This is a genomic window from Streptomyces colwelliae (assembly GCF_048158785.1).
Taxonomy (GTDB): domain Bacteria; phylum Actinomycetota; class Actinomycetes; order Streptomycetales; family Streptomycetaceae; genus Streptomyces.
Map to the genome: position 1 here is coordinate 1 of NZ_JBLTJC010000428.1, position 8,093 is coordinate 8,093.

Here is an 8,093-nt window from a genome sequence, read left to right on the forward strand (position 1 = left end):
GTCTCCGCCGGCCGGGATGTGCGGATAGACGCAGTCGACAAGGTCGTACGACTGCGCGTCGCCGCATCCGGAGCCGACCACCGCGCAGACCGGCGAACTGTCTCCGCCAGCCTCGGTCCACACGCCGCCCCCCGTGAGCCCCCCGTGGGCCCCGCAGGTGCTACGGCTGGAAGCGCAGCACCTGCGGGTCGTGGTCGCTGATCTGGTCGTTGAACTCCGCGTTGATGTGGACGCTGTCGTACTCGAAGCAGTCCTTGCGGATCGACGGGCTGATCAGGATCTGGTCCAGGACCTGCTCGTTGCCCTGGTAGTCGTACGTGTAACGCTCGTTCTTCGGCAGGGACTTGATCGCCGAGTACAGCTCGCCGTCGCCTTCGAGGATCTTCGCGGTGTCGGAGAACTCGAAGTCGTTCATGTCGCCGAGCGTGATGACGTCCGCGTTCTTCTGCGCGGCGAGGATCTCGTCGACGAAGGCGTTGACCGCCGTCGCCTGCGCGTGGCGCTGGGTCTCCGAGCTGCGGGTGACCGGCTGGTACTGGGCGGTCAGGGGCTGGTCTCCGCCCTTGGAGATCAGGTGGTTGGCGATCACGAAGACCGTCTTGCCCTTGAAGACGAACTCGCCCGCGAGCGGCTTGCGGCTCGCGCTCCAGGCCGCGTTGGCCGGGTCGATCCGGCCCGGGGACGCGGTCAGCTGGGCCTTGCCGTGCACCTTGGTGACACCGACGGCCGTCGTGGAGTCGCCGCCCGCGCGGTCGGTGAAGGAGACCCGCTGCGGGTTGAACAGGAAGACCTGGCGGATGTTGCCGCCGGGCTCGCCGCCGTCCTGGTCGTTGACCGGGTTGATCGAGCGCCAGTCGTACTTCGGGCCGCCGGCCGCGACGATCGCGTCGATCAGCTTGTTCACCGTGACGCTCGCGTCGACCGTGCCGTCGTCCGTGGCACCGTTGTTGTCCTGGATCTCCTCCAGGGACACGATGTCGGGGGACTGGAGGTTGTTCACGATCGCGGCGGCGTGCGCGGCGAAGGTGCCGTCCGACGGGTCGAGGTTCTCGACGTTGTACGTCGCCACCGCGAGCTGGCTCTTCGACTGCTTCTTCGTCGTCTCACGCTTGAGGCCGGCGCTCTTCACGGCGCCGATCTCGTTCGCGACCAGCGTGTAGCCGCCGTACGCGTTGAAGTCCATCGGGCCGGCCGTGGTGCCGGTGAGCTTGTCGCCGACGTTGACGACCGGGAAGTCCGCCGTCGCGCCCAGGGACTGGATCTGGAGGCGCCCGCCGTTCTGCGAGTCGTAGGAGCCGTAGACCGTGCCACCGCTGGGGGTGGCGTTCTCGTGCGGCTTCACCGTGACCCACAGCTCCGCGTACGGGTCGGTCGCGGTGACCACGCGGGCGTCGGAGACCTGGACGTTCATGCCCTCAAGGGACTCGTAGTAGTCCAGGGCGTACTTCTTCGGCTGAAGCGTCAACGCGTTGATCGAACTGCTCGCGGCGGTGTCGCCGGCCGGGGTGTACCTGCTCGGCACGGACCGGTCGCTGATCACCGTGGCGGCCGGTACGGCGTTGCCGCTGGAGACGACGGTGACCGTCGGCTTGGTGATCTCGGTCAGCGACTGGTTGCCCGTGGCAACGCCGCCCGGGACGTACTCGGAGACCGTGCCGGAGACGGTGACCGAGTCGCCGACGGCCACCTTCGGCGTGGAGCTGGTGAAGACGAAGACGCCCTCACTGGTGGCCGGGTTGTCGTCCGGGGTCGCGTCCTGGAACCAGAACCCCTTGGACGAGCCGTAGGTGCGTACGCCCGTGACGATGCCCGGTACGTCCGCGACCTTCTGGCCGGCGTACGGGGACACCCGGGTCGTGCCCTGGATGTCATGGATGCGCACGCTGTCGGCGTGCGCGGGCGAGGTGAGGACGATCGTGGACGCCACGGAACAGACGGCGGCGACGGTGAGCGCGGCGAGACGCGCGGAGGACTTGCTCGGCAACGGGATCCCTCCGGGGACATGCATGAGTGCCGGGACGAGGGTGATGGAACGTGAACAGGTGGGACAGGTGGGACAGGTGATACGGCGGTGGGAGCCGCGAACCGGTGGGGCGGTGGCGACGCGCGTAGAACATACCCGGATCGGGTGTCCATGACATTTCTACGCGCGTCAATCTCATTGCGGGGCCGTCCAGTTGTCAAGGTTTCGGCCAAGTACTCCTCGTGGCCGGAACATGAACCGGGCGGCATGGGTCGAAATCCGTCTAGGCTGAGCGGCTGAGTCGTGTGTCGTGTACGGCCGTCGTACGGCCATCGAGGCGCCCTAGGAGAACCCACCGATGTCAGACAGCTCCCCCCTGCCGCCGGTGCGGCTGCACTCCGAAGCGGAGCTGGCGCGCGACGCGCTGTCCACACCCCTGCTCGCCCGGGCCGCACGGCTCGCCCGCTGGGCGGGACCCGACACCCGCATCGACGCCGGTGGCGGCCTTGTCGACGAGCAACTGCCCGCCGCGGCCGAGCTGCTCGGCCTCACCGGCGAGGACGCCGCGGCCGACGCGAGCGAGGCCTGGCGGGTCGCCGTGGACACCGGGCTCGTCGAGGTCGTCGACGAGGAGGAGGGCACCGTCGCGGCCGGCGAGGAGCTGGCACTGCTCACCTCCGGCTCGCCCGGCGATGTGCTCGCGGTGTGGCTCGGCGCCCTCGATACCCTCCTCGCGGACGCGAGCGTGCCCGATCTGGACGGTCTTGTCGACGCCGTGGACGAGGGTGGCGAGGTCGATTTCGCGTCACTCGACTGGGATCCCGAGGCGGAGGCCGAGTTCCTCGACGGCGTCCTCGGCAACCTCTATCTGCTCACCGTCAACGAGGACGGCCCCGGCGACGGCCCCGTCCCGCTGCCCGCGCTGGCCGCGTCCATGATCGTGCCCAGCGACATGGGCGAGCCCACCAACGACGTCCTGGAACAGGTCTCCGACGCGATGATGCGCCTCGACGACCAGTTCCGGCTCCTCGAACCGGTCGGCATCGTCGAGTACCAGCCCGTCGACGAGGCCCTCATGGCCGACCCCGACGAGCTGACGGACGGACCCGCCGCGCCCGTCGACGAGACCGACGTCACCCGTTACGGCATGGTCCGCCTCACCCCCCTCGGCCTCTACGGCCTCCGCGCCCGCCTCCTCGAAGCCGGCTTCGCCGCCCCCGCCGTAGGAGACCTCGCGGACAAGGGCGCGGACGCGCTGCTCGACGGGACGTCGACGTTCCCGCAGGGGGCCGCGCGGGCCGAGATCGAGCAGTGGCTGGCCCGCCGTGAACCCCTCGCCGCGGCACGGGAGTTGCTCGCCGCGGCCCGGGGCGCCGACACCGGCGCTCCGCTACGGCGGCTGCTCTGCCAGCAGGCGCTCTCCCTCGTCGGCGGCGAGGCCGAACCCGCGCTGCGCGAGGTGCTCGACGACCCCGAACTGGGCGGGCTCGCCCGGGTCTGGCTGAGCGAGCACGGCGCGAGCGACGTCCCCGCGCCCTCCGAGGAGTTGGTGTTCTGGCTGACCGTCGACACGGTCGCCGCGCAACTCGCCGCCGAGGGCAACTCCGAGGAGCTACAGGCCCTGGTCGAGGGCCTGGCCCAGCAGCACAACGGGTTCTTCGCGGCGGCCTGGCGGGTCGACCACCCGGCGACCGCGGACGTCCTGGAGGCGATGGGCCGGCTGCACCCGGACAAGCGGATCGCGAAGGAAGCGCGGAAGGCGGCCTTCAAGGCCCGCTCCCAGCAAGGGAGTTGAGGAGGTCCACGCGAGGGGCTTTTGAGTCCCATGGGTGAGAACATACGGATTCATGGAAGAGGGCCCGGAGAAGTCGACCGGTGTTCAACTCCTGTTCAGACATGGGCGGGAGCGTGGCGCCGACCGAGGTCCGCCACCCTCCACGGCACACCCACCGTCACAGGAGACACCATGTCGCTCACCCGCAGAGACTTCGCCACAAAATCAGCGGTCACCGGTGCCGGGGTCGCGCTGGCGGGCAGCGTCGGCGCCCTCGCCACCGCGCCGAACGCCCTCGCGTCCACCGAAACCGACGCCGAGGAGTCGGCGGCCGAATACGGCAACGGCGGGCACGTCGGCGTCGGCTACGGACCGCTGGTCGCCGACCCGGACGGCCTGCTCGCCCTGCCCGCCGGCTTCAAATACCGCGTCATCACCTACTGCGGAAAAACCACGCTGGAATCGGGCGAGTTCACCCCCTCCAACCACGACGGCACGTCCACCTTCGACGGCCCGCGCGGCGCCACCCTCCTCGTCAACAACCACGAACTCGCCGGCCCCCGCGCCAACTGGCCCCACCCCGTCCCGCTCACCGAGGGCCTTGTCTACGACCCCGCCGCGGCCGGCGGCTGCACGGTCGTCGAGGTCCGCCGCGACCACGTCGCCGAGTGGGTCGGCATCGCCGGCACCGCCACCAACTGCGCGGGCGGCAACACCCCTTGGGACACCTGGCTCACCTGCGAGGAGACCGAGGACAAGACCGGCACGAACGGCTTCACCAAGGACCACGGCTACGTCTTCGAGGTCGACCCGGTGGACCGCCGCGCCAACCGAAACCCCAAGCCGATCAAGGCACTTGGCCGCTACGCCCACGAGGCCGTGGTCGTCGACCCCAAGCGCGGCCACCTCTACCTCACCGAGGACGCGTCGGGCCCGAACGGCCTCCTCTACCGCTGGACCCCGCCCGAGCACTTCCACCACGGCCGCGGCAAGCTCCGCACCCTCGCCGACGACGCGGGCGTCCTTGAGGCCTTCAAGTGCTTCGACTCCGGCGGCAAGTTCGTCGACGACCTCTCCCGCGCGACGAAGATCGGCACGGTGTACGGCGTCGACTGGATCGACGTCCCCGACCGCGACGCGAAGACGACCTCCGTGCGCAAGCAGTTCGCCACCGGCGAGATCACCCGCGCCCGCAAGCTGGAGGGCATGTGGTGGGGCGACGGCGGCGCGTACATCGTCTCCTCGTTCGCCCGCACGGAGAGCCCCGTCCAGCACGACGGCGCCGTCTGGTTCTACGACCCCAAGCGCCGCACCCTCACCCTCAAGGTCCTCATCGGCGTCAACCCCGACCCGTCCGTGGACGGCGCGTTCGACGGCCCCGACAACATCACCGTCTCCCCCTACGGCGGCCTCGTCATCGCCGAGGACGGCGAGGGCGTCCAGCACCTGTTCGGCGCGACCGACAGCGGCCGCACGTACCCGATCGCCCGCAACGAACTCAACATCGGCACCGCGGAGAAGCCCGAATACAGCGAGTTCACCGGCGTGACCTTCTCACCCGACGGCAAGACGCTGTTCGCGAACATCCAGACTCCGGGGATCATGCTGGCGATCACGGGGCCTTGGAAGCGGCAGAAGCGATAGTGGCCAGTCACTCGAATGGGTGACCTTGTCTGATTCTGTGATCGATGGACGCCGCTGGACATAGCGTTCCTGCATGTCCAATTCGTGCGAACAGTGCGCTGCTCCGGTGACGTCGAAACGGCGGCGCTACTGCAGCAACCGTTGCGGCCTTCAAGGGACTGCGCTGCAGCGTTCTGAGTCAAAGCGGAGGCCTAAGCCGTCGTGCCCTCAGTGCGGCAAGCCCATTCTGACTCGCGGCGCGGTCCATTGCAGCCGGACCTGCGCGAATGTGACGCGCCGGCAGGAGGCGGAGGCACGGCGTGGAGAGCCCGCGCCGTGCCTCCGCTGCGGATCGACCGAGCGGCGCCCCCGTTGCGACGGACCGTACTGTTCGTGGGACTGCTTCAACGAGGACCGCTACGAACGGACAGGTACTTTCGCGCGATGGTTCGCTGCATGGCAAGCGGGCGAGACCAGCGGGACGAGGGAAGACGGCAGCCCGGACTGGCGGGTTCGTCAAGCCCTGGTCCTGCTCCGGGGACAGCGCTGCGAGGAGTGTGGCTGGGCCGAGGCCAACTCTGTCTCCGGGCGCGTTCCCCTGCACGTCGACCATGTCGACGGAGACCGGACGAAGAACCGTCCGGAAGACGTCCGCTTGCTGTGCCCGAACTGCCATGCGCTGACGCCCAACTATCAGCACCTGAACAATCCCCGCGTCCAGCCGGTGCGCCGGAAGCAGAGTCGTCGGTACCAGGAGGTCTGGCTCGGCCAAGGTCCAGCCGAGGCGCCCCTCATCCCGTCAAGCGCGGTGTCGCCGACGCCGTACGGCGTCTCTACGGCGGCACGTCGCTGCTGAAGTACGACACCGCGTCCAAGGGCTACCGCTTCGGCGACATCCTCAACCTGGTGCACGCAGCGCCGGACCCGGACAAGGCGTGGCAGGGCGAGCTGTTCCAGTACGCGCTGGACCGCCGGCACCACCCGGACACCGCCGTACCGCCCGCGTCGAACCGTGTCCTGACCGCACACCGCGAGTTGATGGTGCTGCCGGTCGCCGAGCGGCGCGCGGTCGTCACGGCGGCCGACGGTGCCGAGCGGCTCGCGGCGGCCGGGATGACGTGGGAGGCGCTGGCCGGCTGGCTCCAGGGCCCGATGGACAAGGCGGCCTGGGAGGCGGTCATCCCGTCCATGGGTTCGATGGCGCTCGTCCGAAATCTCCGGAACTTCGACGAGGCCGGGGTCTCGGACGAGGTCGCCGCGCAGGTGGCGGCGAAGATCAGTGACCCGGCGGAGGTCGCGCGCTCGCGGCAGTTCCCCTTCCGGTACCTCGCCGCTTACCAGCACGCGCCCTCGCTGCGCTGGTCGTACCCGCTGGAGCAGGCACTCGGCCACTCGCTGGCCAACGTGCCCGCGCTGCCGGGCCGCACGCTGGTGCTCGTGGACCGCTCGGGTTCGATGTTCTTCTCGCGGCTGTCCGACCGTTCGGAGCTCAACCGGGCCGACGCGGCGGCGATCTTCGGTACGGCGCTCGCGCTGCGGGCGGCGGACGCGGACCTCGTCGAGTTCGGCACCACGAGCAGGCGCCTGGACTTCGGCGCGGGCGAGTCGGTGCTCAAGATCCTGGGCCGCTTCGGCGACCTGGGCGGCACCGACACCACCTCGGCGGTCCGCTCGCACTACCGGGGCCAGGACCGGGTGCTGATCATCACCGACGAGCAGTACGCGTACAGCCGGCACGGCGACCCGACCGAGCAGGTACCGGTCGGCGTGCCGGTCTACACCTGGAACCTCGCCGGGTACCGGGCGGGCCACGGCCCGTCCGGCAAGAGCAACCGGCACACCTTCGGCGGCCTCTCGGACGCGGCCTTCCGGATGGTGCCGCTGCTGGAAGCGGCCCGGGACGCGGACTGGCCCTGGGCTGCCTGAAGCTCGACACGTGGCCCGCACTTCTACGGGGGGTGCGGGCCACACTCTTGTCCGACGGGAGATTGACATCTAACATTTCAATTTATGAACGCCCTCCAGCCCGTCCCGCGCACCCTCCTCCGGGACCGCGCCTACGAAGCGATCCGCGACGCCATCGTGGCCGGGGAGATCGAACCCGGTGCGGTGGTGCGTGACGCCGAGCTGGCGGAGCGGCTCGGGCTGTCGCGGGCGCCGGTGCGGGAGGCGTTCTCGCGGCTCGTCGACGACGGGCTCCTGGAGAGCAAGCCGCAGAGCTACACACGGGTGACTCCGGTGATCGCCGCCGACGTGCGGGACGCCGCCGCCGTGGTCGGTGCCCTGCACGAGTTGGTCACGCGCGTCGCCGTACCCCTCCTGCGGGACACGGACGTCGACGTGATGCGCGCGGCCAACGACCGGTTCGCCGCGGCCGTGCGCGCCGGTGACGTGGACGCCGCGCTGCGCGCCGACGACGAACTGCACGACGTCCTGGTCCGCGTCAGCGGCAACCGCGCCGCCGCCGCGACCGTCGCCCGCTACACCCCTCTCATCCGCCGACTGGAGCGACGACGCTTCGGCGAGGGCGGCAACTGCCGTTCGGCGGGCCTGCACGAGCGGCTCATCGAGGCCTGCGCCGACGGTGACGTGGACGACGCGGTCCACGTGACGGCGGAGATCTGGCGCGGCCTCGAAGGCCTCGCCGACCTCGACTGACCAGAGCCCTTCCGCTCACGAGTCCTTCCGCTCACGAGCACTCCCGCTCACCAGCCCTCCGGTTGACCCGAGCCC

5 protein-coding genes and 1 pseudogene are annotated in these 8,093 nt (G+C 70.0%); 5 read left to right on the forward strand and 1 reads right to left on the reverse strand.

All coding sequences use genetic code 11. From position 1 onward, the window contains the following. Nucleotides 1-160: 160 nt before the first annotated feature. The gene (locus tag ACNFOC_RS46500) at nucleotides 161-1,984 is read right to left on the reverse strand and encodes a DUF8508 domain-containing protein (RefSeq protein WP_416965042.1); all 1,824 of its coding nucleotides are present in this window, start codon (nucleotides 1,982-1,984) and stop codon (nucleotides 161-163) included. Nucleotides 1,985-2,321: 337 nt separating this feature from the next. On the opposite strand from ACNFOC_RS46500, the gene ACNFOC_RS46505 reads away from it, so the two are divergent. The 5 genes and pseudogenes from ACNFOC_RS46505 to ACNFOC_RS46525 all read left to right on the forward strand — a co-directional run bounded on the left by ACNFOC_RS46505 (nucleotide 2,322) and on the right by ACNFOC_RS46525 (nucleotide 8,018). Then, nucleotides 2,322-3,758, forward strand: coding sequence for a hypothetical protein (locus tag ACNFOC_RS46505; RefSeq protein WP_416965043.1), 1,437 nt, complete (start codon nucleotides 2,322-2,324; stop codon nucleotides 3,756-3,758). A 171-nt stretch (nucleotides 3,759-3,929) separates the two neighbouring features. Beyond that, complete coding sequence (locus tag ACNFOC_RS46510) at nucleotides 3,930-5,381, forward strand: alkaline phosphatase PhoX (protein WP_416965044.1); 1,452 nt, start codon at nucleotides 3,930-3,932, stop codon at nucleotides 5,379-5,381. A gap of 73 nt (nucleotides 5,382-5,454) precedes the next feature. Then, entirely contained in the window at nucleotides 5,455-6,216 is a 762-nt protein-coding gene (locus ACNFOC_RS46515; protein WP_416965045.1) for an HNH endonuclease, read from the forward strand. Then, nucleotides 6,141-7,286 (forward strand): annotated as a pseudogene (locus tag ACNFOC_RS46520) (TROVE domain-containing protein); the annotation flags it as partial. The gene ACNFOC_RS46515 and the pseudogene ACNFOC_RS46520, both read left to right, overlap by 76 nt. 84 nt (nucleotides 7,287-7,370) lie before the next feature. Beyond that, nucleotides 7,371-8,018 carry a GntR family transcriptional regulator gene (locus ACNFOC_RS46525; protein WP_416965046.1) on the forward strand — a complete coding sequence of 216 codons (648 nt, stop codon included), beginning with the start codon at nucleotides 7,371-7,373 and terminating at the stop codon, nucleotides 8,016-8,018. Nucleotides 8,019-8,093: the final 75 nt, after the last annotated feature.